This is a genomic window from Paenibacillus cisolokensis, assembly GCF_050481165.1.
Taxonomy (GTDB): domain Bacteria; phylum Bacillota; class Bacilli; order Paenibacillales; family Paenibacillaceae; genus Paenibacillus_AH; species Paenibacillus_AH cisolokensis.
On sequence record NZ_JBCNFP010000097.1, the window covers coordinates 37,181 to 61,806 of the forward strand.

The 24,626-nt window shown below is 55.0% G+C and carries 25 protein-coding genes and 1 pseudogene; 19 read left to right on the top strand and 7 right to left on the bottom strand.

Translation table 11 applies throughout. The annotated features are described in order from the left end of the window. Nucleotides 1-218: 218 nt before the first annotated feature. From ABEV74_RS16055 to ABEV74_RS16120, 14 genes are all read left to right on the top strand, one after another. Nucleotides 219-1,115: an ABC transporter permease gene (locus ABEV74_RS16055; RefSeq protein WP_430147453.1), complete on the top strand. Its 897-nt coding sequence runs from the start codon at nucleotides 219-221 to the stop codon at nucleotides 1,113-1,115. A 15-nt stretch (nucleotides 1,116-1,130) separates the two neighbouring features. Continuing rightward, nucleotides 1,131-2,015, top strand: coding sequence for a carbohydrate ABC transporter permease (locus ABEV74_RS16060; protein WP_430147455.1), 885 nt, complete (start codon nucleotides 1,131-1,133; stop codon nucleotides 2,013-2,015). Between the two features lie 84 nt (nucleotides 2,016-2,099). Next, a complete protein-coding gene (locus ABEV74_RS16065; protein ID WP_430147501.1) occupies nucleotides 2,100-3,734 on the top strand; it encodes an extracellular solute-binding protein in 1,635 nt (544 codons plus the stop codon). Between the two features lie 76 nt (nucleotides 3,735-3,810). Further along, nucleotides 3,811-4,860 carry a ComEC/Rec2 family competence protein gene (locus tag ABEV74_RS16070; RefSeq protein WP_430147458.1) on the top strand — a complete coding sequence of 350 codons (1,050 nt, stop codon included), beginning with the start codon at nucleotides 3,811-3,813 and terminating at the stop codon, nucleotides 4,858-4,860. 462 nt (nucleotides 4,861-5,322) lie between these two features. After that, a complete protein-coding gene (locus ABEV74_RS16075; RefSeq protein WP_430147460.1) occupies nucleotides 5,323-6,093 on the top strand; it encodes a carbon-nitrogen hydrolase family protein in 771 nt (256 codons plus the stop codon). Between the two features lie 163 nt (nucleotides 6,094-6,256). After that, the gene (locus ABEV74_RS16080; protein ID WP_213529160.1) at nucleotides 6,257-6,793 is read left to right on the top strand and encodes a DinB family protein; all 537 of its coding nucleotides are present in this window, start codon (nucleotides 6,257-6,259) and stop codon (nucleotides 6,791-6,793) included. A 932-nt stretch (nucleotides 6,794-7,725) separates the two neighbouring features. Then, entirely contained in the window at nucleotides 7,726-8,823 is a 1,098-nt protein-coding gene (locus ABEV74_RS16085; RefSeq protein WP_235593209.1) for an alcohol dehydrogenase catalytic domain-containing protein, read from the top strand. Between the two features lie 157 nt (nucleotides 8,824-8,980). After that, the gene (locus ABEV74_RS16090) at nucleotides 8,981-9,742 is read left to right on the top strand and encodes a DeoR/GlpR family DNA-binding transcription regulator (RefSeq protein ID WP_062494766.1); all 762 of its coding nucleotides are present in this window, start codon (nucleotides 8,981-8,983) and stop codon (nucleotides 9,740-9,742) included. Between the two features lie 101 nt (nucleotides 9,743-9,843). Then, nucleotides 9,844-10,680, top strand: coding sequence for a carbohydrate ABC transporter permease (locus tag ABEV74_RS16095; RefSeq protein WP_062494764.1), 837 nt, complete (start codon nucleotides 9,844-9,846; stop codon nucleotides 10,678-10,680). 131 nt (nucleotides 10,681-10,811) lie between these two features. Then, nucleotides 10,812-11,552: a carbohydrate ABC transporter permease gene (locus ABEV74_RS16100; RefSeq protein ID WP_430147503.1), complete on the top strand. Its 741-nt coding sequence runs from the start codon at nucleotides 10,812-10,814 to the stop codon at nucleotides 11,550-11,552. 56 nt (nucleotides 11,553-11,608) lie between these two features. After that, the gene (locus tag ABEV74_RS16105) at nucleotides 11,609-12,925 is read left to right on the top strand and encodes an ABC transporter substrate-binding protein (protein WP_430147464.1); all 1,317 of its coding nucleotides are present in this window, start codon (nucleotides 11,609-11,611) and stop codon (nucleotides 12,923-12,925) included. 20 nt (nucleotides 12,926-12,945) lie between these two features. Continuing rightward, nucleotides 12,946-13,758: a glycerophosphodiester phosphodiesterase family protein gene (locus ABEV74_RS16110; RefSeq protein ID WP_430147467.1), complete on the top strand. Its 813-nt coding sequence runs from the start codon at nucleotides 12,946-12,948 to the stop codon at nucleotides 13,756-13,758. Between the two features lie 16 nt (nucleotides 13,759-13,774). Further along, the gene (locus ABEV74_RS16115; RefSeq protein WP_430147506.1) at nucleotides 13,775-14,263 is read left to right on the top strand and encodes an MgtC/SapB family protein; all 489 of its coding nucleotides are present in this window, start codon (nucleotides 13,775-13,777) and stop codon (nucleotides 14,261-14,263) included. 15 nt (nucleotides 14,264-14,278) lie between these two features. Further along, the gene (locus tag ABEV74_RS16120) at nucleotides 14,279-15,367 is read left to right on the top strand and encodes a phage baseplate protein (protein WP_430147470.1); all 1,089 of its coding nucleotides are present in this window, start codon (nucleotides 14,279-14,281) and stop codon (nucleotides 15,365-15,367) included. Between the two features lie 86 nt (nucleotides 15,368-15,453). Here the strand turns inward: ABEV74_RS16120 and ABEV74_RS16125 are convergent, their stop codons facing one another. The 5 genes from ABEV74_RS16125 to ssuE are packed head-to-tail and all read right to left on the bottom strand — an operon-like array spanning nucleotide 15,454 to nucleotide 19,845. Continuing rightward, nucleotides 15,454-16,353 carry an ATP-binding cassette domain-containing protein gene (locus ABEV74_RS16125; protein WP_430147473.1) on the bottom strand — a complete coding sequence of 300 codons (900 nt, stop codon included), beginning with the start codon at nucleotides 16,351-16,353 and terminating at the stop codon, nucleotides 15,454-15,456. After that, nucleotides 16,305-17,117, bottom strand: coding sequence for an aliphatic sulfonate ABC transporter permease SsuC (gene ssuC, locus ABEV74_RS16130; protein ID WP_430147476.1), 813 nt, complete (start codon nucleotides 17,115-17,117; stop codon nucleotides 16,305-16,307). The genes ABEV74_RS16125 and ssuC overlap by 49 nt, the downstream gene beginning before the upstream one ends. A gap of 16 nt (nucleotides 17,118-17,133) precedes the next feature. Next, nucleotides 17,134-18,279: an FMNH2-dependent alkanesulfonate monooxygenase gene (ssuD, locus tag ABEV74_RS16135; protein WP_430147479.1), complete on the bottom strand. Its 1,146-nt coding sequence runs from the start codon at nucleotides 18,277-18,279 to the stop codon at nucleotides 17,134-17,136. Between the two features lie 2 nt (nucleotides 18,280-18,281). Next, nucleotides 18,282-19,298 carry a sulfonate ABC transporter substrate-binding protein gene (locus ABEV74_RS16140; RefSeq protein WP_430147481.1) on the bottom strand — a complete coding sequence of 339 codons (1,017 nt, stop codon included), beginning with the start codon at nucleotides 19,296-19,298 and terminating at the stop codon, nucleotides 18,282-18,284. Further along, complete coding sequence (ssuE, locus tag ABEV74_RS16145) at nucleotides 19,291-19,845, bottom strand: NADPH-dependent FMN reductase (protein ID WP_430147484.1); 555 nt, start codon at nucleotides 19,843-19,845, stop codon at nucleotides 19,291-19,293. Before ssuE ends, ABEV74_RS16140 begins: the two co-directional genes overlap by 8 nt. A gap of 406 nt (nucleotides 19,846-20,251) precedes the next feature. Here ssuE and ABEV74_RS16150 point away from each other — a divergent pair, with 406 nt between their 5' ends. The 4 genes and pseudogenes from ABEV74_RS16150 to ABEV74_RS16165 all read left to right on the top strand — a co-directional run bounded on the left by ABEV74_RS16150 (nucleotide 20,252) and on the right by ABEV74_RS16165 (nucleotide 23,415). Then, nucleotides 20,252-21,019, top strand: coding sequence for a YhcN/YlaJ family sporulation lipoprotein (locus ABEV74_RS16150; protein ID WP_430147486.1), 768 nt, complete (start codon nucleotides 20,252-20,254; stop codon nucleotides 21,017-21,019). Between the two features lie 169 nt (nucleotides 21,020-21,188). After that, nucleotides 21,189-21,332, top strand: a pseudogene (locus tag ABEV74_RS16155) (LuxR C-terminal-related transcriptional regulator); the annotation flags it as partial. A 177-nt stretch (nucleotides 21,333-21,509) separates the two neighbouring features. Further along, nucleotides 21,510-21,659 carry a hypothetical protein gene (locus ABEV74_RS16160; RefSeq protein ID WP_430147489.1) on the top strand — a complete coding sequence of 50 codons (150 nt, stop codon included), beginning with the start codon at nucleotides 21,510-21,512 and terminating at the stop codon, nucleotides 21,657-21,659. A 139-nt stretch (nucleotides 21,660-21,798) separates the two neighbouring features. Continuing rightward, nucleotides 21,799-23,415, top strand: coding sequence for a recombinase family protein (locus ABEV74_RS16165; protein ID WP_430147492.1), 1,617 nt, complete (start codon nucleotides 21,799-21,801; stop codon nucleotides 23,413-23,415). A 41-nt stretch (nucleotides 23,416-23,456) separates the two neighbouring features. On the opposite strand, the gene ABEV74_RS16170 is transcribed toward ABEV74_RS16165, so the two are convergent. Beyond that, nucleotides 23,457-23,846: an aspartyl protease family protein gene (locus tag ABEV74_RS16170; protein WP_062494741.1), complete on the bottom strand. Its 390-nt coding sequence runs from the start codon at nucleotides 23,844-23,846 to the stop codon at nucleotides 23,457-23,459. Then, a complete protein-coding gene (locus ABEV74_RS16175; RefSeq protein WP_062494739.1) occupies nucleotides 23,843-24,103 on the bottom strand; it encodes a hypothetical protein in 261 nt (86 codons plus the stop codon). Before ABEV74_RS16175 ends, ABEV74_RS16170 begins: the two co-directional genes overlap by 4 nt. An 80-nt stretch (nucleotides 24,104-24,183) precedes the next feature. On the opposite strand from ABEV74_RS16175, the gene ABEV74_RS16180 reads away from it, so the two are divergent. Further along, on the top strand, nucleotides 24,184-24,626 hold a 443-nt coding region (locus ABEV74_RS16180; RefSeq protein WP_430147495.1), incomplete at its 3' end, for a DUF6398 domain-containing protein.

Sequence of the window (24,626 nt, forward strand, 5' to 3'; positions counted from 1 at the left end):
CTTGCTCCTTCGTCTTTATAGTCCAGTCCGAAACGCGTGATGAAGCTTCTTTTGTATTTTATATAAATTTCGGGACGGGGCGAAACTCGCATTTTTTTAGAAAGTTATCTTTTCTTTATGCCGGCCAAACCGGTGCAAGGAAGCGAAAGAAGTGTCAATACCGCCGCGCGCCCGTCGCTGCTATACTCCGTTTCGAACAGAGAAAGCGGGGTGAAACGTTGAAAAAACAAATCCGGAAAAATGGGGACCTGTATTTGCTGCTGCTTCCCGTCATCGTTTATTTTATCGTGTTCGAATATGTGCCGATGTACGGCGTGCAAATCGCTTTTAAAAATTTCATCGCCACCAAAGGGATATGGGGAAGCCCCTGGATCGGCTTTCATCATTTCGAACGCTTCTTCGAAAGCTACTATTTTTGGCGGCTCATCAAAAATACGCTCGGCATCGGCCTGTACCAACTGGTTGTCGGCTTTCCGGTCCCGATTCTGCTCGCGCTGCTGATCAACGAGGTGCGTTCGCGCAAATTCAGCCGGTTCGTTCAGACGGTGACGTATGCGCCGCATTTTTTATCGACCGTCGTCCTGGTCGGCATGCTGCTCATTTTTCTCTCGCCGCAATCCGGCTTGGTCAATCTCGCCGTAACCTGGATCAGGGGGGAGCCGATCCATTTTATGACGGAACCCGGCTGGTTCAAGAGCGTGTACGTGCTGTCCGGCGTATGGCAGCAGATGGGCTGGAGCTCGATTATTTATCTCGCCGCCCTGACCGCCATCGATCCCCAGCTTCACGAAGCGGCCCGGGTCGACGGCGCCAGCCGTTGGCAGCGAATCTGGCATATCAATTTGCCCGGCATCATGCCGACGATCACCATTTTGCTCATTTTGAACATGGGCTCGCTCCTGAGCGTCGGGTTCGAAAAGGTTTATCTGATGCAAAATTCGCTCAACATGGCGGCTTCGGACGTCATCGCGACGCACGTGTACCGCAAAGGCATCGTCGACGGACAGTACAGCTATTCGGCGGCCGTCGGCCTGTTCAACAATGTCATCAATTTCATGCTGCTGATCGTCGTCAACCGCGTCGCCCGGAAGATGAACGACACCAGCTTATGGTAGGAGGAGCTTGCAGGCATGGGAAATCAAAGCTTTGGCGACAAGCTGTTCGGCTGGGGCGTCCACGCTCTTCTTACGCTTGTCTGCATCGTGGTGCTCTACCCGCTCGTGTTCGTGCTGGTCGCGTCGTTCAGCAGTCCCGATGCGGTCATGCGCGGCGAAGTATGGCTTTGGCCCAAAGATTTGACCTGGGTCGGCTATAGGAAAATTATTCAAAATAACGAGATTTTGACCGGTTACGCAAACACGCTGCTGTATACGGTGGTCGGCACGACGATCAATCTGCTCTTGTCGATTGCGGCGGCGTATCCGCTGTCGCGCAAAGATTTGTTCGGCCGCAACGCGATCTCCGCGATGCTGGTGCTGACGATGTTTTTCAGCGGCGGCATGGTGCCGACCTATCTGCTGGTCAAAGATCTCGGGATGCTGAACACGATGTGGGCGCTCATTATTCCGGGCGCGGTTTCCGTGTACAACGTCCTGATTATGCGCACCTTTTTCCAGAACGGGATTCCGTATGAAATGCAGGAAGCCGCGGCGATCGACGGCTGCACGAACATCGGGATGCTGATCCGGATCGTGCTGCCTCTGTCGATGCCGGTCATCGCGGTCATGATTCTGTTCTACAGCGTCGGCCACTGGAACGCTTACTTCAGCGCGCTTATGTATTTGACCGACCGCGACAAATACCCGCTGCAGCTCATATTGCGGGAGATTCTGATCCAGGGGCAAATGCAGGAGATGCAGGGCGTCGGCGACAATGTGCATGCCGAAACGGTCATGCAGGGCGAAGCGATCAAATACGCCGTCGTCATCGTGGCCAATTTGCCGGTGCTGCTGCTGTACCCTTTCCTGCAAAAATATTTCGTCAAAGGCGTCATGATCGGAGCCGTCAAAGGGTAAACGACGGCCGGCAGGGCTCTCCGGGGATGACACCCCGTTAGCCGATAGATAGACTAGATTCAGAGGGAGGCAATATTTATGCTGATGCGCAAAAAGAGATGGAAGGCCGCCGCGCTGGCCGTCGTCATGGCCGCCGGTTTGCTGTCGGCCTGCAGCGGGGAGCAGAACGGCGGGGAAGGACAATCGGACCCGAGTCCGGACGGGGAGGCGGCGGCCAATCTGAACGCGACGGGCATGCCGATCGTCAAGGAACCGATTTCGCTCACATTCTTTACCGGCAAGGCGCCGACCAACGGCAACAAGTTCGAGGAGACGCTCGTCTGGAAGGAATACGCGAAAATGTCGAACATCAACGTGACGTTCCAGCTCGTGCCGTTCGAAAATTTGACCGAGAAGCGCAACCTTGCTTTGGCCGGCGGCGATTATCCGGACGCCTTCTACTCGGCGCGGGTCCCCGCATCCGACCTGATGAAGTACGGCGCGCAAGGGACGTTCGTCAAGCTGAACGACCTGATCGACCAATACGCGCCCAACTTCAAGAAGCTGCTCGAGACCTATCCGGACTTGAAGAAAGGGCTGACGATGCCCGACGGCAACATCTACTCGTTCCCGTCCTTTTACAGTCCGGACTTTCTCCCGATGCTGATCGGCACGCCGCTCTGGGTGAAGCAGGAGTGGCTCGACAAGCTGAACATGAAGGAGCCGGCGACGACCGAGGAATTTTACGCGTATTTGAAAAAAGTAAAGGAGACCGACCTGAACGGCAACGGGCAGGCGGACGAAATTCCGTACGCGGGAGAAGGCATCAACCCGCTTATCGAGCAGCTGCGCGGCGCCTGGGGCTTCGGCAACCGCGGCCTCGGGCACAAATTCGTCGACGTCGATCCGGCAACCAGCGAGCTCCGCTTCTTCCGCACCGATCCGAAATATAAAGAGGTCATCGACTATGTGCGGAAGCTGTATGCCGAAGGGCTGATCGATCCGGAAATATTCACGATCAAGACGGCGGCGCTGTACGCCAAAGGCCAGGAAGGGATTCTCGGCGCCACCATCAACCCGAATCCGAAAACCCAGATGAATCAAGACGGGTATATCGGACTCGGCGCTCTGAAGGGGCCGCACGGCGATCAGTTGTACTCCCATATCAAAGTGCCCGCCGTCTGGCCCGGCGCCTTCGTCATTACCGACAAGAACAAATATCCTGAGGCGACGGTGCGCTGGATCGACCATTTTTACGGCGACGAAGGAGCGACCTTCTATTTCATGGGCATCGAAGGGCAGACGTACCGGAAGACGGATGACGGCAAGCTGGAGTTCGTTGAGGAGATTACGAACAATCCGGACGGGCTGACGATGGACCAGGCGCTGGCCAAATATATCACCTGGCTCGGCGGCAGCTATCCGGGCTATGTGCAGGAAAAATATTTTAAAGGATCGGAGTCGCTTCCCGAGTCGATCGCCGTCGGCAAAAAGGCGGAACCGCACCGCATCCCGGAAATCTGGAACGCCTTCAACTTTACGGAAGAAGAGACGGAATTCCGCTCGACCGTCGGCTCCGATATCGAGAGCTACATCGGCGAGTCGGAAGCGAAGTTCATTACCGGCGCCGTACCGATGTCGGAATGGGACAAGTATGTCGAGACGGTTCATAAGATGGGCGTAGACGAATATATGGCCATTTACAAACAGGCTTACGAACGATACAAAAACAACGGTTGATGCTGTTCGTTTACGGAGGCCGCGGCTTGTCCGCGCCTCCCTGTTTATTTTCACGGAGAAGAAAGGAGAATGCGGAATGATCCCTCTGCCTTTGCCTCGCCGATGGAGGAGCGCCCTTCGGGCAAGCGGGATGCTGGCCGCCGTCTCGCTGCTTTTGGCGGCATGCTTGTCGGCCGGCGAACCTGCGGAGCCTCCGGCGGAAACCGCCGTCGTCGACGGCTCCGAATCCGCGCCGGATGCGCCGCAGGAGACCGCCGTGCGCACGGCGCAAGTGTTCGATACGGAAGCTTACAAGGGAAAGCTGACGATCCGGTATTTTTATCTCGATGGAGAGAACTTGGCTGGAGACAGCTTCCTGATCGTGTCGCCGGAAGGGAAGACGATGTTGATCGACGCGGGGGTGCCGGAAGCCGGCGCTCAGGTGGTCGACTATTTGCGCAAGCTGAACATCGGCAAGCTCGATTATGCGCTCAACACGCACCCGCACATCGATCATATCGGCGGGTTTGCGGCCGTGGCGAAGGAGATCGACATCGGGACCTTTTATATGGAAAATCTGCCGTACCCGAAATCGTCCGCGTATACGAACGCCATGGCCGCGCTGGACGCGAAAAAGGTGCCGAAGAAGACGCTGCAGGAAGGCGACGCGTTTATGCTCGGGGAACAGGTCCGCTTCGAAGTGCTGAACCCTCCCAAGGAAGCGCTTCCCGATGCGGTGAAGACGTTCTCCGCCCAGGAAATCAACGATTATTCGATGGTGCTCAAGATGACGTACGGCGATCGGACGTTTCTGTTCACGGCGGACGTCTACAAGCGCAGGGAAATCGAGCTGACCGGTTCCGGGCTGCGGGACAAACTGAAGAGCGACATGATGGACGCGCCGCACCACGGAAACGAATCGACCTCTTCGTCGACCGCCTTTATCGAGGCGGTGTCGCCGCACATCGTCATCATGAGCCAAAACATCTTCCAAAGCCCGAACCTGAAGGAGCGGCTGGAGAAGAACGGGACCGAGGTCTATTCCACCGGGCTGCACGGCAATATTTTGCTGCATTCCGATGGCCGGACGATCGAGGTGTTGACCGAAAAAGACTGGCAGCCCGCGGGGGCTCCCGCCGCGCGTTGATTCCTGCGATGCCGGCATTCCCGTGGGCGCGCTGAGGGCATCTTCTGGCGAGCGTTGGGTCCTGCGATGCCGGCATTCCCGTGGGCTCCCGCCGCGCGCGTCTTCCGGCGAACGGTTGAGTCCGGCGATGCCCGCATTCCCGTGGGCTCCCGCCGCGCGCGTCTTCCGGTACACCCGCGGGGGTGAGGCGGGACCGCTTGTAGCGGTTGTCGCGTCTTTACGCCGCCATCCCGATCCGCTATGATGAGGAAAACGGTTCGGCTTTACGGACTGGAGGACAGCATGACATAGGCCTGTTGATACAGCTGTTGATCATATCGGGAGCTTTTGAGAAATCGCGAGTCAGGGAGATCGGGGCGTAGAAGTTGCAGGCAGAATGCCAACATTGCGAAGATGTCGGCCAGCAACCGTCGGCAAGCCAGCCGCCCGGCTTCGGCATTTGCGTTCATATGGGGGATTGATGTGGAAGAAAAAAAGCGTTTTAACATCGCTTTGGTGCAGATGAATTGCGAGAAGGCGGCGATTGACCGCAATCTCCGTTCGATGCGGGCATCGATCGCCGCCGGACGTGCGGGCGGTGCGGACATCGTCTGTTTTCCCGAAATGAATATTACCGGGTATATCGATCCCTTTAACCAACCGCATGCCGTCTTATCCCTCGATCACCAGGCGGTGGGCGAGGTCGTTCGGATGAGCGCCCTCTATTCGGTTTGCGTGATCGCCGGATTCGTGGAATACAATCCCGGGGGAAAGCCTTATATCAATCAATTCGTTGCCCATAACGGGCGCTTGCTCGGCTGCTATCGGAAGAAGACGATTAAGGACGAGGAAGTGTACTGGTTCGCTCCAGGCGACCGGCAGCCGATATTTTCGGTTGCAGGCCTGACATTCGGCTTGTCCGTCTGTGCGGATATCGACGATCCGGATATTTTTCGCGAGTATGCGCGGAAGGGCGCCGCGATCGTTTTTGAAAGCGCAGCTCCCGGATTGTACGGAGAACAGGAAACGCGGAATTGGGCGTCCGGCTACAATTGGTGGAGAAGCAATTGCATCGCGAAACTGGGGGCATACGCGGCCGAGCAATCGATCTATATCGGGGTCGCCACGCAAGCCGGACGTACGATGGACGAGGACTTTCCGGGAGGAGGTTATTTGTTCGATCCGCGCGGGCAGTGCGTGAAGGAATCGGGAGATTGGGGAGAAGGGATTTTGTATGCCGAAATCAGCGTATGATCCGTGCTGCAGCCTACCGTTTTTTTCGGTGTAGTCGGGGAAATGTCGGCTTTCGAATTTTCGGACAACTTTCGATCTTTCGGACAATGATGAGGCGGTTCGGTCCGGTCTGTATTCTTGACGAGGCCGGCGCATAACGCGAGATGGACCGGAGGAGTGTTACATGAATAGCCGGGATGATCGGCGGGCGTTTCTCGTCATCTCCAAGCATCGCATGGTCCGCCATTATTTGCCGAAGCTTCAGGCTTGCCTGGAACGGCTCGATGCCCGGTCGTTATGGAGCGAGGAGGCGCCCGGCATGAACAGCATCGGCGGCATTGCGATGCATCTGATCGAACATGCGGAGCGCAACGCAGCCCGTTTGCTTCGTCCGGAGACGAAGTTCGGTCAGGGAATCGAGCAATATTTTCCGCAGACGAAATCGGACCCGGCCGACGTGTCGGCCGAACTTGAACGGGCGTTCGCCGCATTTGGCGAAGCCGTCGATCGGGCGGATCCGGCCGCAGCCGATATGTACGCCATTTATCATCTGGTGGAGCACACCGGTTACCATACCGGCCAAATTGTCGACCGCGTGCAGCGAATGACCGGCGCCCGCTTCCGGTTCGTGCAGAACGGCGTGAACGAGCAAGAACTAAAGCGATCTGTCGATGCCGAATTGTCAGGTGCCGAGTTGCCGGATGCCGGGAAAGACGTTTGACCACCGTTGAATAGCCGCAAGCTGTGGGAGCGATTCGTGCTCGAAGCGCCGAATCACCCCCACGGCTTGCGGCTTTTTCGTGCTCAAGCCGGGAAGAGATGTTCAAGTGGGCAATAGATGCTCCAGTCAGCAATAGATGCTCAAGTGGGCAAGAGATGCTAATAGATGCTCATATGGACAATAGATATTCAAATAGGTAATAGATGCTCAAGTAGATATTAGGTGCTCAAGTCAGCAATAGATGGCTCAAGTGGCAAGAGATCAGAAAACGGCATGTGCGCCGTTTTTTCCGGAAATCGCACCATATTGAGAAATCACTGGAGGTAAATTCCTGCGAAAGTGCAGGATTTTGGAGCGGGATCGGCCCAATTTAAGCAAAAGGCTGCAAAAATGCAGCTTTTTGTTTCACTTCTTGGCCGAAAATGAGGTTGCCGCCTGGAAATGATGTATAATTGCAGGAATTCGGCCCGAACGGACCAATTAGGGGCGGAAAAGATGTACTTTTGCAGGATTTGCCACATTCGAGCAATTTTGCAAGCGATTTCAAAGCGTCATCGACTATACCTGCTGCTGAAAGATACGATCCGGGAGAGCATTCTGCGTCACGATTCGGGTGTCCGTATCCAGCTTTCGGGTGTTCGTACTGCAGCTATGGATAGACAGACGACGGTTGCATGCATGTCGCTTTCTTCTGTCAAAGCAGGGAGACATGTGCCCAAAACACTCATGTCGGATCGTCCATGAAATGTCAAGAAGGACTAGGATGCAGCGGCGCAAAAAAAGATAAACGAGCCCAAATGAACAAAACCAAATCGGAAACGAGCAAAAATTAAATATTTTATTGACGAAATCGCATAATCGCAGTATGATCTTCGTAAATAAATAAACATATTCGAGTATAAATGAACAAAAACGAGTGGAGGTTTTGCGCATTGAGTACGCCCGGCGTTCATCCTGCGGTCAAATCGACCGCTTACCGGCTGATGAAGCCGCATCAAGTAGTAGAAACCGAAATCGAGCATCGGGTACCGGAGCGGCACGTAGTAATCGAGCCGACACTGGGAAGCATATGCCATGCGGACTTGCGCTATTTCAGCGGGAACCGGCGTCCGGAAGCGCTGGCCCGGAAGCTGCCGATGGCGCTGATTCACGAAGGGATCGGCACGGTCGTGGACAGCCGCGCCCCCGAGATTCGGATCGGCCAGCGCGTAGCGGTCGTGCCGAATATTCCCGGGTATTTGATTCACGGCATCGCCCCGGAGGATTGCTGCCCGGCTTGCCGAAACGGGACGGGGGAAAATTATTGCCAAAAGGGAAGGTTTCTGGGCAGCGGCACGGACGGGATCGCCCAGAACCGGCTCGTCGTGCCGGCGGAATGCGCCATTCCGATTCCGGATGAGGTGCCGGGTGAAATCGCGGTGCTGGTGGAACTTTGCACTGTATCGTACCAAGCGCTCGTCCATGTGAAGAGCAAGCTCGACTCGGCCAGAATCGCCGTATTCGGAGACGGCCCCGTCGGTTATTTGGCCGCGGCGGTGCTGCGATACGTTTACGGCGTCGGCGAAGAAAGGCTGCACGTTTTCGGCGCGGTGCCGGAGAAGCTGGCGCAGTTCGATTTTGCGACGACGAGCCTGGTGCAGGAATATGACTTCAGCGCCGGCGACAGCTATGACATTGCCCTGGAGTGCGCAGGCGGGCGATTTTCGGAAAGCGCCATCAATCAGGCGATTGACGTGCTAAGCCCTTGCGGCCATCTGATTCTGATGGGGGTTTCGGAAGAGCGCGTGCCGATCAATACGAGGGACGTGCTGGAGAAGGGCATTACGATGCGCGGCAGCAGCAGAAGCTCGCGAGCCGACTTCCATCCGGTCATGGCCGCCATGAAAGATCCGGCATTCCAGCGGACGCTCGGCAAGCTACTTCCGGAAAAACGGACGCCTGTCGCATCCGCGGCGGATTTCGCCCGCGCCATGGAATATGCGGAAAGCCACAGAGGCTGGCACAAGGTGCTGCTGCAGTTCCAATGGTAATCGAACTAACTTCGCAGCCGCCAGATTACCCGTTCCTTTATGCTCATCCATTATTGTAAATAAACGGATTTTGCATTCAAACGAAAAAATTATAAAATGGAATAAGTAAAATCGAGCATTAAACGAGCATAAATCGAGCATAACTGGAGGGGTTCCGATGTTGGCGGCAGAAAGAAAAATGAGGATTGTGGAGTACGTCAGACAGCGTCGTATCGCGACGGTTGCCGTACTGGCGAAAGAATTTAACGTTCACGAAGCCACCATCAGGCGCGATCTGATGGAAATCGAGCAGGAGGGCTTGCTCAAACGGACGCACGGGGGCGTGATCGCCGAGCAGTGGACGCATGACGAGCCTCCGTTCAGCGAACGGACCAATGCCCGCCTGGATCAGAAGATGCGCATCGGCAAGATGGCTGCGAGTCTGGTGGAGGACGGCGAACATATCATTATCGATTCCGGCACGACGACGCTGCATATCGCCCGCAATTTGGTGCACCGCAACAATATTATCGTGGTCACGAACGATATGAATGTTGCGGCCGAATTGAAAGATTCGTCCGGGGTCAAGGTCATTCTGACAGGCGGCGAGCTGTATCCGTCAAGCTATATGCTGAACGGCATGTTTACCGACCACGTGCTCGGATCGCTGCATGTGGAGAAAGCTTTCATCGGTATTCCGGCGATTCATCCCGTTCACGGCCTTATGCATCCGGAAGCCCAGCTCGTGCCTGCCAAAAAGGGGATGATCAAAGCGGCCAGAGAAATTATCGTCGTCGCGGATGACAGCAAAATCGGCAAGCTGTCCTTGCACAACGTGGCGCCGATCAGCTCCATTCATACCCTCATTACCGGAGTGGAGACGCCGGAAGAAAAGCTGAAACCGTTCAGGGACCACGGCATGACCATTTATACGGTGTAAGAGCGAGACCGACAACTCAAGCGGGGAGGGATACTGTTTTGGCATCCAACCGTCCGGCAAGGCGCAAAAGGCGAATCTGGCAGTCGGTTCGCCCCTATGTCATGATAGGGCCGGCCATGATCGGCATTATTACCTTTGTCATCTATCCCATGCTGTATCTGATCTATTTGAGCTTCTACAAGTACAACCTGATGAACAAAGACAAAAGCAAATTTATCGGATTCGACAATTTCACGCAAATCTTTTCGCGGGAGGACTTCTACAAATCGCTTGGCAATACGGTGGTGTATACGGTAGGAGTCGTCACGCTGACGATGGCGATCTCGCTACTGATCGCGGTATGGATCAGCAAAAAAACGAGATTCAACGCGTTCGTGCAAGCCGGCATTTTTACGCCGCATATCATTTCCATCGTATCGGTCGCTTTGATATGGCTATGGCTGATGGAGCCGAACCTCGGATTTCTCAATTACGTGCTGAAATCGCTCGGGCTGCCGACCTCCCAATGGCTGCAAAGCTCCGGCACGGCGATGATATCGGTCATTATCGTATCGGTATGGCAAGGGATCGGCTATTACGCCTTGATTATGGTCGCCGCGATTCAGAGCATTCCGGGTGAAATTTTGGAAGCGGCCCAACTGGACAACGCCAAGCGGCGCCATGTCTTCTTCCGGATTACGCTTCCGCTTATTTCGCCGCAGCTGTTTTTTATTCTGATTATTATGACAATTGGCTCCTTCAAGGTGTTCGATACGATCAAAATTATGACCGGCGGAGGTCCCAACAATTCGACGAACACGCTTGTTTACTACATCTACAGCTTCAGAACGACAAATATCGGATATGCGTCGGCGACGGGGGTCGTGCTCATGATCGTCATCGGTCTGTTGACTCTTCTGTACTTCCGGCTGCTGGCCAAGAAGGTCCATTATCAATAGGCCGATACCGTTTCCCGAGCAAAGGAGGGTCCGACTTGAAAGCGAGGCTTGGCGTCAAAACAATTACGGAATCGATCAATTTCGTTTTGAAAGCGTTTGTAGTAGCGGTGTTTATTTTTCCGTTTCTGTGGATGATCTCGACGTCGCTGCAGACGTTCCGGGAAACGATGGCCTTTCCGCCGACCTGGATCCCCGCGTCGCCGCAGTGGGTCAATTTCGCGGAAGCTATGCAATCGGGACCGTTTCTGCTGTTTGCCCGCAATTCTTTGATCATTACGTTCAGCATTATCGTCATGCAGCTGGCCATTATGATTCCGGCGGCATATGCGTTTGCCAAATACCGTTTCAAAGGAAAAAGCTTTCTGTTCGGGCTCGTGCTGCTCGCCTTCATGATTCCGCACCAGGTCACGTTCATACCGGTATACCTCATGCTGGCGGAGTGGGGGATCATCAAAACGCTTCTCCCGCAAATTATACCGTTTATGTCCAATGCTTTCGGCATCTTCCTGCTGCGCCAATACTTTATGCAGCTGCCCGAAGAGATGATTGAGGCCGCGCGAATCGATAACGCGAGCGAATTTGCGATTATGTGGAGAATTATGGCGCCGCTGTCCAAGCCCGCGCTGGCGACGATAGCCCTGTTCAGCTTCGTCAGCCATTGGAACGACTATTTCTGGCCGCTCGTCATGACCGATTCCGCCTCCGTCCGGCCGCTCACGATCGGGATTGCCATGTTGCGAGAGACGGAAGGAATCAGCAATTGGCATATTATTATGGCCGGCAACGTCGTCCTGGTGCTCCCGATATTGATCGTCTATTTCATATGCTCCAAACAGATTGTCAAGGCATTCGTGTATACCGGGATCAAATAACAACGAACAACCCGATTCCGGTTCACCATAATCAAGATCGAAAGGGGATTTGCAAAATGTCCAGGAAGTCGAAGAGATTTTTGACGGCTGCGGCGCTCTTGATCGGTCTGTCGGCCGGTCTGCTGGCAGGTTGCAGCGGCAACGGCTCGGGGGAGGAGGCGGGCGGAACGTCTGACGCCGATCAGCCGAAAGAAGGCAAGACGACCATCCAATTCTGGCATTCGCTCGGCGGCAAGAACGGCGAATATATGGATGCGCTGATCCAACGCTTCAACGAAAGTCAGGACGGCATTACCGTCGTGGGCACGTTCCAGGGCGGATACGACGAGACGGTAACGAAGCTGCAGCAGGCCATTTCCGCAGGCACCGCACCGGATGTCAGCATGGTCGAACGGGCATATGTCCAGCTGTTCGCAGATTCGGAAGTGCTCGAGGACTTGAAGCCTTACTTGGAAAGTTCGGGCATGAGCGAGGACCTGTTCACCGAAGGCCTGATGGGACACTCTTATTTCAACGACCAGCTCGTTTCGCTGCCGCTGAACCGTTCGACGCCGATTCTGCATGTAAACAAAACGCTGCTGGATGAAAAGGGTCTTTCGATTCCGAAAACGTGGGAAGAGATGAAAACGGTTGCGAATGCCCTGGTTGTCAAGGAGAACGGCGAGTTCAAACGTTACGGTCTGTCCATGCCGTACGACACGTGGTATCCGATCGCCATGATTTCTCAGGCAGACGGCCGGTTTTTCAACGATGAAGGCACTTCGATCGGTTTCTACGACAACGGCGTGGGCGAGAAAGTGTTTCGTTATTTGAAGGACTTGCAGGCAACCGGCGCGCTGTATTATCCGCCTGCCCAGGATTCCGGCAACATCGTCAACCAGATGTTTCTGGAAGGCCGGGTCGCCATGATGTTTCAATCGACGGGCGTCATCGGCTCGCTGCTCGGTTCCGTTGAATTCGATTACGAAACCGCGTTTCTTCCGCAGGATGTGAAGTTTGCCACGCCGACCGGCGGAGCCAACGTCGTGATGCTGGAAGGCTCGAAAAACAAGGAAGCCGCATGGGAGTTTATCCGGTTCATGATGGAAGATCCGAACGGCGCCCAGCAATTTATTCTGGATTCGGGATATTTGCCGTTCACGACCAAAATGGTGGAATCCGAGCCGATGCAGGCGCTTTGGGAAAAGGAACCGAATCGCAAAGTGGCGTACGATCAGCTGCAGTACGCGGTCGACACCAACAAGCATGTCGCCTGGCCGGAAGTGATGCATGAGTTTTTCTCCGCGATCGAAGCGATTATGTACGACAACGAAGACATTCCGGCGACGCTGGATACGTTCAAGAAAGAGGCAGAGCGCATACTTGCCGAATAAAGAGGAAGGAATGTTACCGTATGATTGAGCGTTTGCAAGATTGTGAAGCGGTCGTGGTGGCGGGGCACCGCGGATATAAATCGAATTATCCCGAAAATACGCTGCTCGCCTTCGAGCAGGCGCTGAAGCTGGGCGTGCACATGTTGGAGTTCGATCTGCGCTTGTCGAAGGATAACGTGATCATGGTGATCCATGACGAAACGGTGGACCGGACGACGGACGGCAAAGGAAAAGTCGGCGATTTCAGTTGCAAGGAGTTGCAGCGTCTGGATGCCGGGAGGTGGTTCGCGGAGCGGTTTGCCGGGCTTAGGATCCCGACTTTCGAGGAATTGTGCGAGCTGCTTAAAGCGTATCCGGACGTGCTGCTGAATGTGGAGATCAAGCCGAGTTTCGACGCCATCGAAGCGGCCGACGGAGCAATTGCCATGTTGAAAAAATACGGATTTTTGGAGCGGTGCGTTTTTACGAGCTTCGATGCCGCGGTGCTCGCCCATATTCATGATGCATACGGCTTGAAGACGCAAGGCTTCCCGCAAGCGCAGATGTACAATTTCGTACCGGGCGACAACGGCACCTATTCCAAAATGTGGGCGGTGGGCATCAGCATGAAGCTGCTCACTCCGGAGCTTGTCGAGCAGTTTCGGGATATGGGGCTGCAAGTCTGGTGTTATTGTCCGGACGACTTGAAGAGCGTCTACTATGCGCTCGGCTGCGGCGTGACGTTAATGACATGCAACAATCCCGTTCCCGCATTGGAAATCGGCCGCCACCGGGAAACGCTCCGATCGGCGGAGAACGGCCGAAATCCGCTGGGAGGGGCGCCTGTTGGCTGAACTTGCTGCGGAAATCATGCAACATTTTCAACACTTTTATGAGATTTATATACGAATCACTCTCAGCGCGCTGCTCGGCTTCCTTATAGGCTGGGACCGCGAAGCGAAAAGCAAGCCGGCGGGCTTGAAAACTTATATGTATGTCTGCGTCGCCAGCACGTTGATTACGCTGGTCTCCATTTACAGCGTGGAACGGTTCGGCAACAACGACGAGCTTCGAACGATGATGGACCCAATGCGGCTTGCGGCGCAAATCGTATCCGGACTCGGCTTCCTCGGAGCCGGCGTCATTCTGAAGAACGGCTTGCAGGTGAAAGGGCTCACTTCCGCCGCGATGATCCTGTTTGCGGGCGGAGTCGGGATCGGGATCGGAGCCGGCTTTTACGGCATGGTCGTCTTTACGGTGGCGCTTGCGACGGTTATGGCCCGTATCGGAAACTGCCTGGAAAAGCGCAAGTTCGCTCGCGCGGCGGATGATGAAAGACCGGTAGACATGTCCAATTAACGGAGGTGCATGTAGATGAAGGAAAGCCGTAACAGCGGATACGTGCGGCAAACCAAATTTTTGGGCGGAAGGCTGTTCGTTGCGGTTCTCTTGACCATGACCGTCTTCGGCTCGGCCGTCCCGTCGCCCGGTTGGGCGAAAGGCGGCAGAGAGGCGCTGAAATCGAAGCATTTCGTCTTGTCGGGCGACGCCAAGACGCTCTTCCGGGAAGCGCAGCTGCGCAACAATACCGTTATGCAGTCGTTCGCCTTCGACAATGTGAACGGCCACGTATACGTCGTGCAGCTCATGGCCGGCGGACAGCAGCTGGCGGATGAGCCGGCCCCGGTAAGCGGAGCGGATCGGGCGAGAAACGGCGATCTGGCCCTGAGCAAGCTGGATCTTGAAGGCAATCTGTTAGGCCATATGTTTCTGAAAGGCTTCGGTCATGGCGTGCAAATTGGCGTGGAGACGGAAGGGGATAAAACCTATTTGTGGACGGAAACGGATTCCGTGGCGGAAGGAAAAGACGGGTGGGGAACGCAGCTTGCCCGGTTCTCCTTCGAGAACGGCGCCGTCTTGACGAACGAATCTTTGGAATTGGAAAAATTCAGGCTCAAGGAAAACGTCGACCGGACGACGGTCGCCATCGATCCGGCCTATGGGTTGCTGACGATGCGCTATCGGGAAAACGGATCGTTCCGGTTCGGCGTTTACCGGCTGGAGGACGTCAAGCAGCGCCGCTTCGAACCGATTGCCGACATCGCTCAGCCCAGTCTCGGCACCTTCCAGGGATTTGCCTCCTACGGGGCCTACCTGTACTTGCTGGAAGGCAACGCCTACGGAAACAACGGCTCCGAAGCGCCGCTAGGGAATACGTATATCACTTCCGTCGATTTAAATACAGGCAATCTTGTGGACAGACAGCTGATCACGGCGGGCCAGGACGTGCTGTTCCGGGAACCCGAAGGATTGGCGGTTCGCATTCCGGATATGCGGCATCCGCATAAAGCGGAATTGCATTTCGGATTCGCTTCGACCGTATCCGCCGAGAACACGTCGAAGCTCGCCAACATGTTTTACCTCGATCGGCTGATGCCGGTGCAGGCGTTGAAGCGGAAGTAATCTGTCCGGCGCTTGAACGCTGGACATGCAAAAAAAACCAAGGTGCGCTCCCTTGGTTTTTTTTGCGCTGGTTAACCGATGCCTGTTTATCCATTGGCAGCTGCCGCTGTCTCCGGCGTCGGCTGCGCAATCTCGTTTCCGGTTGCCATAACCCGATCCAGAATGAGCTGTTCATACCGGGCAAACGAGCTGTCTCTCGTGCGCGGCCGGTCAAGCGTGATCGGTACGTCGAGGGCCAGTTGGCTGTTCTCGATCAGAACGACCCGATCCGCGAGCGCCACCGCTTCGCTGATGTCATGGGTCACGAGCACGGCGGTGAAGCCCCGCTGTTCCCAGAGCCGCTCGATTAGCCGCTGCATCTCGATGCGGGTCAACGCATCCAGCGCGCCGAGCGGCTCATCGAACAGCAGCAGGCGCGGGCTGCCGACCAGCGCGCGGGCGAGCGCAACGCGCTGCCGTTGGCCGCCGGACAAGACCGAGGGCCAGTCGCCGGCGCGATCCTCCAGTCCGACCTGCTTCAGCACCTCATACGCTTTCCATTCGGCGATTCGGGCGCTTTCCCCGTTGATGCCGAGCCGCACGTTGTCGAGCACGGTTTTCCAGGGAAGGAGGCGGGCGTCCTGGAACATGAAGCGGGTGTCCGGGCCAATGCCGTCAACCGGCTGACCGCCTCTGACCAGCGTCCCGCCGCTGATGCCGTCAAGACCCGCGATCAGCCGGAGCAGCGTGCTCTTGCCGCAACCGCTTCGGCCGACGATGGCGATGAATTCGCCCTCTTTAACGGACAAACGGATGTCGCGCAGTACCGATTTGTCTCCGAAGCTTTTGGCCACATCCCACAGCTCGAGGGACAGGCCTTGTTTTTCGCCGGCGGCAGCGGGCCGCTTGTTCGTATTGTTCTTTCTGTCCTCCTTCTCTTCCCGGTGAGACGTTTCGTTCAAGAAGTCTTCGACTGCAATGTTGCCGTTCCGAAATGCGGATGCCATCTGAGCCATCTCCTTTCGAGATATTTTGCGATCAAGTCGGACAGCTTCCCGAGCAGCGCGTAAAGCAGAATGCTGAGCAGGACGACGTCCAATTGGAAAAACTCGCGCGCATTCATCGCCATATAACCGATTCCCGAATCTGCCGCAATCGTTTCGGCGACGATCAGCGTGAGCCACATAATGCCGAGCGAGAACCGGACGCCGACCAGGATCGAGGAAAGCGCCCCGGGCAATATGACATTGCGATACAGCCGCCATCCCCGAAGTCCGTAGGTTCTGCCCATCTCGATCAAGCCGGGATCGACGGACCGGATGCCGTGAAGCGTATTAAGGTAGATCGGGAACGATACGCCGAGCGCGACGAGAAAAATTTTCGCTTCTTCCTCGATGCCGAACCAGCCGATTACAAGCGGAATCATCGCCAGATGAGGGATGTTCCGGATCATCTGGATCGTCGAATCGGTCAGCTTCTCCGACAACGGGATGACTCCGTTCAACAGTCCGAGGGCAAAGCCGATCGACCCGCCGATCGCGAAGCCGATCAGCGCCCGCAGCGAGCTGATGCCGATAGCTTCCGCCAATTCGCCGCTTTGCAGCAGACGGAAGCCGGCAGACAGCACTTGATCGGGCGCCGGCAGCGTGCGCTCGGGAATCCATCCGAGGCTGCCGAACAGCTGCCAGATCGCCAGTAAAGCGAGCGGAATGTACCAGGGAAGCGACCGGTTCGGACGGCGGAGCAGACGCCGCACCTTGTTGCCATTCATGCGGACCGCTCCTTTCTCAGTGCGCGGATGCCCGGGGAGCCGGTCGGACTTCGTTCGCGATCAGCTCGCCGAACGGGCTGATCGAGGACGGGCCGTTCGGCTCTGCGGGACGTTCCAGCGGCAAATGCGGAAACAGCAAATCGGCCGTGCGGTAAGCTTCCTCGAGATGCGGGTAGCCGGACAGGATGAACGTATCGATGCCGAGGGCGGCGTATTCTTTCATCCGTTCGGCGACAATTTCCGGGCTTCCGACCAGCGCCGTGCCGGCGCCGCCGCGCACGAGGCCGATGCCGGCCCACAGGTTCGGACTGATCTCCAGCGCGGAGCGGCCGCCGCCATGAAGCCGCGACATCCGCTTCTGCCCCACGGAGTCGAAGCGGGCAAAAATGCGCTGCGCTTCGGCGATCGTCCGGTCGTCGAGATGCTTGATCAGCTCATCCGCTGCTTGCCACGCTTCTTCTTCCGTCTCCCGGACGATGACGTGCAGACGGATGCCGAAGCGAACGTCGCGTCCATGCGCTTCCGCCCGCTTGCGCACGCTGGCAAGCTTCTCGGCCACCTCGTGCGGCGGCTCTCCCCAGGTCAAATATACGTCCGCATGCTTCGCGGCCACTTCTTGCCCCGCGGACGAAGAGCCGCCGAACCATAGCGGCGGATACGGCTGCTGAATCGCCGGATAAAGGATGCGGCCGCCTTCGATGCGCAGATGATCGCCTTTGAAATGAACGGTTTCACCGCTCAGCTCACGCCGCCAGATGTCCAGAAATTCATCCGTCAAGCCGTAGCGGTCGTCATGTTCCAGAAATAGCCCGTCGCCGGCCAGCTCGACGGGGTCGCCGCCGGCCACGACGTTGATGAGCAGGCGGCCTCCGGACAGCCGGTCGAATGTCGCCGACATGCGGGCGGCGAGCGTCGGCGACATAAGTCCGGGACGAACGGCGACGAGAAATTTGAGGCGTTTCGTTTCCGGAATGAGGGTAGCGGCCGCAATCCACGGATCTTCGCAGGAGCTGCCGGTCGGGATCAGAACGCCTTCGTAGCCGAGCCTGTCCGCGGCTTTGGCGATTTGCTGCATGTAGTCGGCGTCGACGGCGCGGGCGCCATAGCTTGTGCCAAGATAACGGCCGTCGCCATGGGTCGGAATAAACCAGAAAGCCTTCATTGTCATTCGCTCCCTTGATTCAGAATCGCGTCTTGAATGTCGATTTCCTTCGGAATGAGCCCGAGTGCGAAGAACGTATCCGCGATTTGCTGCTGGGCTTCGACCAGCTTCTCGTCGATCTGCTGGACGCCGTACGTTCTGCGCTTTGCCGCAAGCTCCAGCGACTCGACGTCGATGCCGAGCTGCGGAGAAAGCATTTCGGCGAGCTCCGTCGGATTGTCCTTGGCCCAGGTATCGATGTTGTTCGCTTCCTCCAGCAGCGTCTCGATAATATCGGGGTGCTTCTCGGCGAATGGGCGGGAAGCCAAATAAAATTCATGGTTCGAGACGACATCCGTACCGTCGGCGAGCAGTCTCGCGCCGGTAGCCGTCTGCGCCGCGGCGAGGAACGGATCCCAGATGACCCAGGCGTCGACGCTGCCTTTTTCGAACGCGGCCCGCGCATCCGCCGGAGGGAGATATTTCACATCGATATCTTGATAATCGACGCCGGCCTTTTCCAGCAGCTTGACGAGCAAATAATGGACGTTGGAGCCTTTGTTCAGCACAACGGTTCGCCCCTTCAAATCGGCGACGGACTGGATATCCGAGTCCTTCGGCACCAGAATGCCTTCGCTCGCCGGGCTGGCAGGCTCGTGCGCGAGATAGACGAGCGGCGCTCCTGCCGCCTGCGCGAAAATCGGAGGAGCTTCGCCGGTATGGCCGATATCGATGCTGCCGACATTGAGCGCTTCGAGGAGCTGGGGGCCGCCGGGGAACTCGGTCCACTCGACCTTGACGCCCGATTCTTCCAGCTTTCGGTCAAGAGCCCCGTCCGCTTTCAAAATATTGATCGTGCCGTACTTCTGGTAACCGATGCGGACCGTAACATCTGCGCCGGACGATTTGCCGCCGGAGGCCGATTCGGTCTCGGCCCCGCCTTTGCCCGCTTCCGCGCCGCAGGCTGCCAGCGCGAGCGACAAGCTCAGGAAAGCGATAATCGCAAACCCCGGTCTGCCGGAACGTTTTCGTCTAAGCATGCGTCCCCGCTCCCAGCTCAAGAAGAAGTTCGTCCAATACGGCGTCAAGCCGCGTTTGCAGCTCGGTATCCAGCGTAAATTCGAGTTCTCCGTCCGGCCGATCGCTTCGGACGATCTGGGAATCGACGGCGTACACCGCGCTGGTGAACCGATTGGCGCCGAGCGCGGCAAGCACCGGCTTCAAGGCGTAATCGATGGCGAGCAGATGGGCGATCGTCCCGCCGATAAAGAGCGGCGTGACCGTTTTGCCGGCAAGCGCTTTTTGCGGAAGCAGGTCCAGGTATGTTTTCAGCACGCCGGTGTAGGACGCTTTATAAACCGGGCTGGCGATCACGATCGCATCGGCTTCCGTGACCAAAGCGTGGGCACCGGCGATCGCCGGGCTGTCGAAGGCGGCGCGGACGAGATCCTCCGCAGGCAAGGCGGAGACGTCGATATAGCCTCCGAATGCGTCGGCGGATTGCAGGCGTCGCTCCGCGTAACGGGTCAGTCCGGTCAGTCTGGAGCCCGGGTTCGGACTGCCGGAGATCATAACGGCTTTGCTCATAATTTTTTTCTCCTTCCCAGTCTGTGTTGTCATCGGACATTCCAGAAAAAAGACAGAGACCTCCCTCGATTCGCGCATGAAGCGAACAAGAGAGGCCTCCGATTGTCCGGTCGAGCCATTCGATATTTCATTAATCCGATGAGCAAACTAGTATTTATGGCATTTATATTACCACCGTGGGTGAAAGGTGTCAACGTTTTTCGCAAAGGCGCATAAGTCGATTGCGGAGCGGGCACCCTAAACGAAAAATGACATGATCAGACGATAATGCGGATTGTCCAGTGCAGATTATCCGCCCCTCCCCGCATCGTTTATGCCAGCCTTTGGCCGGCATAGGTCCAAACCGTTTTGCAAACCATAAAAAAAGGCCAGGGCCTGATTACAAGATGATATTGGAGGGTGGCACATGAAGCGCAGATGGGTCGCACTCGCAGCCGGCGTCGTTCTGAGCGCAATGTTGTCCGGTTGCATGGAGAAGCAAGGGGATCTGGGCAACCGCAATATCCGACCTAACGCTGTCCGCCGCGATGCGAACGGGAATCTGATCATGAACAAGCGGTTCGCGGACGACCAGTTGAACGAAATGAACCGGCAATACGGGCGCCGCCTGAACAGCAACAACATCGTCGGGCAGCATCGGAATTACCGGCTCGAGATGGACCGGGGACTCGCCGAGCGCATTAACCGAATACAAGGCATCGATACTTCTTACGTCATGCTTACCGACCGAAACGCTTATGTCGCGGTAACGCTGGAGAACGGCGCTGCAGCGCAATCGCAAAATCAGGGAGCTAGCGGGAATCGAATAAAGAGCGGTCTCGACATGCGGATTGGCAACAGACTGAACTTCGGAGCGGGATACGGGGCCGATAACCGGACCGGCTATATGGGCAGCGCTACGAAAGAAGCCGCGCAGGATGCCGGATTGACGGCGGAGCTGAAGCGGAAAATCGCCAGGGAAATCAGGCGGACGGCACCTCATATCCAAACGGCATATATCTCCTCCAACCCTGAATTCGTCCGCAGAATGAAACAGTTTATGGAGGACATTAACGCAGGGCGTCCGATTCAGGGTCGCTTACCGCAGTTCAATGCCATGGTGGAACGGCTGTTTCCGGCCAATACGGGCATTGCGGTCAATCCGAAAGCCGGTTCGAAGCCGGTATTTCAATAACGCAATAGGACGGCATCGGCCGATTATACAGGCCGATGCCGTTTTGTTGCGGCATTTGCCCATTTCTTTCTATGCACCGCACCATAGCTTCCCGCATTTCATACAATAATTTGACTGTATCCCTTGGCCTTGTTTAACTATAAAAACCCGGGCAAGGAGGGGTGACATTTTGAAGGGAAGCGACCACAAGAACAAATTTCTGTTGACCCATCGCGAACGCGAGGTATTCGAGTTGCTGGTACAGGACAAAACAACCCGTGATATCGCACAGCAGTTGTTTATTAGCGAAAAGACGGTCCGTAACCACATCTCCAAGGAGACGGGGTTTGATGCACACCTAAGTTGAGATCTGTTGAGATGGCGGAAAGTATTTTATGAGGAAATTGTTCCTTGCAAAGCGCTTTTCCATTCTGGAAAATGTTTCGGTTATGATACAAGATCGGTGCCACATAAAAATGAATGGTAAAACCGGATGGGAGGAGAATGCCATGTGTTCGTAAAAAAACGTTACCGCATTCATATTCGAGCAGGACAGGGCAATCTCAACGAGCTGATCGACGAACTCGCCAGACAGGTAGTTCGCAAACATACCGATGCGTTTCAAATCAACCATGATCGTGTAAAAAAAATCCCGGCTTGAGGACGTGCCGTGTTATCATTGTAATGATCCGTCTATTTGAGCCTGTTTCATATAAACCTGGAGACCATTCCGCAATCCTTCCGGCACCATCGTGATTCGGCCGGTAGGATTTCTTTTTTATATAAGGGGAAGATCGAGCATGACAAAAGCGGCCATCTACGTCCGTGTCAGCACGACAAAAGAAAGCCAGAAAGACAGCCCCGAACATCAGATTGCTGCTTGCAAGCATTATGCCGAAGATATGGGATGGGAAACGGACGAGGATATTATTTATGAAGACCGGGAATCGGGGACGAACATAACGGACAGGCAAGCGATTCAGCAAGTCATCAGAGATGCCCGGCGAGGCGCTTTTCAAGTCATTATTTTTGCGGCGCTCTCCCGTTTTGCCCGCGACATCGGAGACTCCATCAATCTGAAGCGAAAAATGGTCAACGCGCTCAACATCAGACTGATCTCCATCGACGATCATTACGATTCGGACAGAGACGACGAAATGCTGTTTTCGATTATATCGAGCGTCAACCAGTCCGTAAGCGAACAAATCAGCCGCAGCTCTCGCCGGGGCAAGCGCGAATCGGCGCTGAAAGGAAATTTTACGGGAAGCCGTCCGCCTTACGGGTACGTCAGGGAAATCAGAAACGGGCTTAAAGTTCTGGTGCCCGATGAGCGGCAGAAGGAAGTCGTGCGCACCATTTTTCGGCTTTATACCGCCAATAAGATGGGCGAGAAAGCCATTGTCACCTACTTGAATCACAAAGGCATACCCTCTCCCAAAGGCGGCGTATGGGGAGTTACGACAGTTCAGCGCATCCTTCAAAACGAAGCATACATCGGAAAAAACCGCTCCTCCAAATACGAGACGAAAAAGATCTATACGAACGTAAACGATACATCCGAGCGCAAAAAGGTGCTGGTGCAAAAGCCGAAAAGCGAGTGGCGTTATGCCAATAAAATCATTACGCATCAAGCGATTATCGACGAGGACACCTTTCAGCTGGCCCAGATGTTGCGATTGGAACGAGGGGGCGGCGAGCGTGGCGGCATCAGACAAAAAATTAACGTTTTCGCCGGCATGATAACATGCGCGCATTGCGGCTCATCCATGGTCAGTATGAAGTCCAAAAGTAAAAAAACGGATGAAAACGGCAGAGAATATCGCTATCTCGTCTGTTCCAGAAGACGCAGGCAGGGGGAAGCCGGATGCATCAACGATTTTTGGCTACCCTACTATCCGTTTCGCGATGAACTGATCGGCATTCTGTCGAGCGCGCTCCGAAGCATTACATCCGCCGAGCAGCTGCTGGAAAAACATAAAGGACTCATCCGAATCGATCAATCCGGTCTGGAGAGCGAAATTCGAACACTGCAGAAGCGAATTGCCGAGAACCGCCAGTGTCTGTTCGAATTGCGCCGCGAGAAAATGTCCGGGCAGCTTCTGGACGAGGAGCAGTATCGCCTGGAGAAAAGCTTTTACGAAAAAGAAATTGTTCAATTCGAGAGAAGATTGGCGGAAGCCGCCGAGGAGCTGCGTAAAAATTCTGATTTAACCGAGCTTTATGAAAATGTTGCAGATATGCTGGATGAGCTGTTGGACCTTGATTTTGACCATTTTGACGAGATGCAGCTTGTTCTAAAAAAACTGCTTTCGCAAATTACAGTGGACCGTTCGGGCGATATTCAGGTTGTGACGGCCTTCGGTTTGCCGCTGCAAGAGCCGGCGTGCGAAGAAGAGACTGAGTTGTCACACAGATAGCAAAAAACAAGCGATTGTCCGATAACAGGGCGTCGCTTGTTTTAATTGGAGAAATCAAACTGCATCGTTTCAAAATCGGCTTTGCATTTGGCCCTCATCATAAAATCAATGCCAAGTATGCCGTCAAAGCCATAACTTTCTTGAACAGTTCCAAGTTGGACAGGAAAATCATTTAAAGGAATATGTTCAATTTGAAGCTTAGGGATGACCTGCTCATAGCAGATCTCGCTTGTTCCGCCAACTCCATACATGCGTTTGGCTCTGCCGTTTATGAAATCAATGTAAATGCCGATGTGAGCAAGCAAATCGGTATCAAATACCGTTGCCGCACAGCCTGTGTCAAACAGGACGTTCGGTAAAACAATAGATTGGTCGTTATAAGTCAAGGTCAATGAGACGATAGGCAAGCCATGCTGGAGCCATATCTTCATATGCGCTGCCGTATTCCTGAGAAGAACTCTTCAACAACTTCAACATCGGTTCGGCTGGTATGGAATACGTAAAGCTCGCGTGTCGGATACAGTTTATGAAAATGTTTGTATCCGCTCCAAGCTTCTTGCGGGTTATCGTAATCCTGAATAACCGCCATGTCTTCAAGACGGCGTACGCGGTTATCGGAGTTGGCTTTAATCGCCTCCACCAACACAAAACGGCTCGGATGCTGTTCGGCAATCTCTTCCCATTTCATCGGCTTCACCTCGCCTTTATTATATCATCTGAGAAAACAATATGGTAAACTTTGATATAGCAAAGGAGGGTCGAGGAAAAATGAAAGATCCCAAAATGCTCGAGAAAAAAGAACGGCTGCTCCAATTAGTTAGAAGTTTTTGTCAAGAATATTTGGACGAAGAATATGAACAATTGTCTATGAAAATGGTGGAAAAGCTAGGACGCAAGCGCACGGTTCCATTTATGTCAGGCAAGTTGGAGGTTTGGGCGGCAGGGATTATTCATGCAATCGGAACAGTTAACTTTCTGTTTGATAAGAGCTTCCAGCCCTATGCAACTGTTCATGATATATGCGCGCACTTCGGTGTAGCCCAAAGCACCACTTCGCAAAAATCCAAGCTGTTACGGGATATGTTCAAAATGGACTATTTCAATAATGAGTTTGCCACACAGAGGTCGCAGCAAAGCAATCCGTTTAACAATTTGGTATCCATAAACGGGTTTATTGTTCCAACAGAATTATTTAAAAGTCCGGTGATTTA

What these genes read in the sequence shown, in the direction of transcription:
- ABEV74_RS16060 (WP_430147455.1), top strand. Translation starts at nt 1,131, where the DNA reads ATGGGAAATCAAAGCTTTGGCGACAAGCTGTTCGGCTGGGGCGTCCAC.
- ABEV74_RS16065 (WP_430147501.1), top strand. Translation starts at nt 2,100, where the DNA reads ATGCGCAAAAAGAGATGGAAGGCCGCCGCGCTGGCCGTCGTCATGGCC.
- ABEV74_RS16070 (WP_430147458.1), top strand. Translation starts at nt 3,811, where the DNA reads ATGATCCCTCTGCCTTTGCCTCGCCGATGGAGGAGCGCCCTTCGGGCA.
- ABEV74_RS16080 (WP_213529160.1), top strand. Translation starts at nt 6,257, where the DNA reads ATGAATAGCCGGGATGATCGGCGGGCGTTTCTCGTCATCTCCAAGCAT.
- ABEV74_RS16090 (WP_062494766.1), top strand. Translation starts at nt 8,981, where the DNA reads ATGTTGGCGGCAGAAAGAAAAATGAGGATTGTGGAGTACGTCAGACAG.
- ABEV74_RS16095 (WP_062494764.1), top strand. Translation starts at nt 9,844, where the DNA reads ATGATAGGGCCGGCCATGATCGGCATTATTACCTTTGTCATCTATCCC.
- ABEV74_RS16100 (WP_430147503.1), top strand. Translation starts at nt 10,812, where the DNA reads ATGATCTCGACGTCGCTGCAGACGTTCCGGGAAACGATGGCCTTTCCG.
- ABEV74_RS16105 (WP_430147464.1), top strand. Translation starts at nt 11,609, where the DNA reads ATGTCCAGGAAGTCGAAGAGATTTTTGACGGCTGCGGCGCTCTTGATC.
- ABEV74_RS16110 (WP_430147467.1), top strand. Translation starts at nt 12,946, where the DNA reads ATGATTGAGCGTTTGCAAGATTGTGAAGCGGTCGTGGTGGCGGGGCAC.
- ABEV74_RS16115 (WP_430147506.1), top strand. Translation starts at nt 13,775, where the DNA reads ATGCAACATTTTCAACACTTTTATGAGATTTATATACGAATCACTCTC.
- ABEV74_RS16120 (WP_430147470.1), top strand. Translation starts at nt 14,279, where the DNA reads ATGAAGGAAAGCCGTAACAGCGGATACGTGCGGCAAACCAAATTTTTG.
- ABEV74_RS16125 (WP_430147473.1), bottom strand. Translation starts at nt 16,353, where the DNA reads ATGGCATCCGCATTTCGGAACGGCAACATTGCAGTCGAAGACTTCTTG.
- ssuC (WP_430147476.1), bottom strand. Translation starts at nt 17,117, where the DNA reads ATGAATGGCAACAAGGTGCGGCGTCTGCTCCGCCGTCCGAACCGGTCG.
- ssuD (WP_430147479.1), bottom strand. Translation starts at nt 18,279, where the DNA reads ATGAAGGCTTTCTGGTTTATTCCGACCCATGGCGACGGCCGTTATCTT.
- ABEV74_RS16140 (WP_430147481.1), bottom strand. Translation starts at nt 19,298, where the DNA reads ATGCTTAGACGAAAACGTTCCGGCAGACCGGGGTTTGCGATTATCGCT.
- ssuE (WP_430147484.1), bottom strand. Translation starts at nt 19,845, where the DNA reads ATGAGCAAAGCCGTTATGATCTCCGGCAGTCCGAACCCGGGCTCCAGA.
- ABEV74_RS16150 (WP_430147486.1), top strand. Translation starts at nt 20,252, where the DNA reads ATGAAGCGCAGATGGGTCGCACTCGCAGCCGGCGTCGTTCTGAGCGCA.
- ABEV74_RS16165 (WP_430147492.1), top strand. Translation starts at nt 21,799, where the DNA reads ATGACAAAAGCGGCCATCTACGTCCGTGTCAGCACGACAAAAGAAAGC.
- ABEV74_RS16170 (WP_062494741.1), bottom strand. Translation starts at nt 23,846, where the DNA reads ATGAAGATATGGCTCCAGCATGGCTTGCCTATCGTCTCATTGACCTTG.
- ABEV74_RS16175 (WP_062494739.1), bottom strand. Translation starts at nt 24,103, where the DNA reads ATGAAATGGGAAGAGATTGCCGAACAGCATCCGAGCCGTTTTGTGTTG.